This is a genomic window from Paraflavisolibacter caeni (assembly GCF_025628885.1).
Lineage (GTDB): Bacteria > Bacteroidota > Bacteroidia > Chitinophagales > Chitinophagaceae > Flavisolibacter > Flavisolibacter caeni.
On the sequence record NZ_JAOTIF010000068.1, the window covers coordinates 1 to 2,219 of the forward strand.

2 protein-coding genes are annotated in these 2,219 nt (G+C 43.9%); both read right to left on the reverse strand.

The features are described 5' to 3' along the window. On the reverse strand, nucleotides 1-1,703 hold a 1,703-nt coding region (locus tag OCK74_RS27775; protein WP_279300382.1), incomplete at its 3' end, for a glycosyltransferase family 2 protein. A 49-nt stretch (nucleotides 1,704-1,752) separates the two neighbouring features. Continuing rightward, nucleotides 1,753-2,219: hypothetical protein (locus OCK74_RS27780; protein WP_423803187.1), on the reverse strand; the 467-nt coding region annotated here is incomplete at its 5' end.

The following is a 2,219-nucleotide window of genomic DNA, read 5'->3' on the forward strand; positions in this document are numbered from 1 at the left end:
CTGCGGAGGCACTGGCTCAGATCCTCTGGCCGGTCGTAGGTGGCCACAACTATAGACACCTTTACTTCCGGAGAAAGGCCGACAGAGGAATCCTGAATTGTTTGATTTGCAGAAAAATGGCTGGTTAAGGTAGACGTAATTTCGGCCTGGAGAAAATCCTTGTCTAAATTGTAGTTTAGTTGTAGAAGGTTCAACTTCAACCCATTCGCGATTGTCTCATACAAGCGGCTTGGATTTGATATTTCCCTGGAGTCATTGATATTTACGTATCCAAGTAGACGCTGCTTCCAAGTTACATATAATTGAATGGCCCCACACTCCTCTGTTTCAGTCAATTGTGGCAGAGGATCACTTAATTCTATAATACGAATGGCTATCGCATTTCTGTAATTTTTATGGGCTTCAGATAAAGAAGTATGTGCTATCTCTTTTACAGGCAAAGGGCCAAAAGTACCCTCAATTTCAGCCGCTATCCGGCAGGCTTTCTGGTATCTGTTCATTCCGGCAAAACAGCCTTTCAGCTCTGCAATGATCAAATCCCTTGGAAACTGGGTAGGATGCTTTAAAGAGGTCCATAAGGGTTTTAGATTGCCCTTGATAAGCCACCATACCCCCAATTTCCAGAAAGAAGAACGTTGATTGGGATAATTTGTCGCGCCACTTTTGAAATAAGAATATAAGCCAATACCATCACTTGTTAACTGCGCACAAAGACTTGAATAGTCACGCCGGTGTCGATGGCGTACAATCGCACTGGGTTCATATACCAGCTTGTGACCTTCTTTCAATACCCTGAAAAACATTTCCAGGTCCTCAGCACCATGGGTAACTGTTCCGGCACCTAAAGCTGTGTTAAAAAGCCCTATGTTCTTAAATACACAGCAACGGAAAGCCATATTGGCGCCGGTACCAAACTGTCCTGCTCCCAGTAATCGCCAGGACATTTTTTTACCAGCTACACTCCAGGACTTTCGTTGAAACCCTTTACCAAATCCTCCATGCCGTTCAAATAATACCTGTGCCTGGGTTTCCAATTCGTAAGGCACGACCAGGCCGGTAACAGCCATCACCTCCGGGCTTTCAGCAAACACACTTGCCAGGGCTTTTACCCAGCCTGCATCTACAATTACATCATCATCGGTAAAAGCAATGATTTCTCCTTCCGCTTCCAAAACAGCCCTGTTTCTGGCCCAACTAAGCCCTGGTCTGGGTTCGCATATGTAGCGTACAGAAGGATAGTGATTCTTTACCAAAAGCGCTGTATCATTTGTTGAAGGGGCGTTGTCTACCACCAGGATTTCCAGGTGGGGATAATCAAGCCCACAGAGCGCATCAAGGCATAAGGCAAGGTCCGTTGTGCGGTTACGCGTACAAACAGCCACCGTTATTGAGGTCTTTGAATCATTTACAAGTAGGGGTGGTAGATTGACTAGATCTGCAATATTTAGTTTGCTGTTTTGTATCAGTGCAGCTAAGCCATTACGGATTAAAAGTTGAGCAATTTGATGATAATATTGCTCTATAATACTTTGACTCAGTATTGTTGCTGAACATCGGCCATTGGGCAATGGTAAGTGTATATATCCTATCGGAATGTTATACATCCGCACCAGTACTTGAAGCTTTTCAAATTCTTGTAAACCTTCAAAATCTTCAATTGGCTTAGTGAGTTCTACTTCAGCTATTTTGATTGGTTTAAACATGTGCGTTGGCTTCATTAATCTAAAGGGATATTATTACTTGTAAAGAAGTTTACTGCGGTTGTTCAGAAGGAATTATTTGCAGTGTTTCTGTCAGGTAACTCTCCGAATCGACATCTAATTTGGTGGATAAATGATGTCGTTCATTGAGTGGCAAATAGGAATTGCTTTTGCCTAGTTTTTTAACACGCCTGTGAGAACACCAGTAAGCCCATGGGCCAGCCAGGTACCCTTTGAACTCTAGCCAAATTAAAAATAAGGGGTAATTACTGCGCCTGCGAAGCTTTTCTTTGATGTGCCAGCAGAACACCTTCGGTATTTCCACTGCTATCCGCCTTAACCCACGCCAGTCACTATCGTGCAACCAAGTAGTCAAATGATAGGCAACACCTCCCCGGCTGTAATCATAGATCTGTTTGTACAAGGCTGCCATTGTGCTGCGATGTTTATGCCACACATAGGCATCTGCCTGGTAGCAGATGGTGTAACCTGCCTTGAGCACTTTATAGAACATGTAGG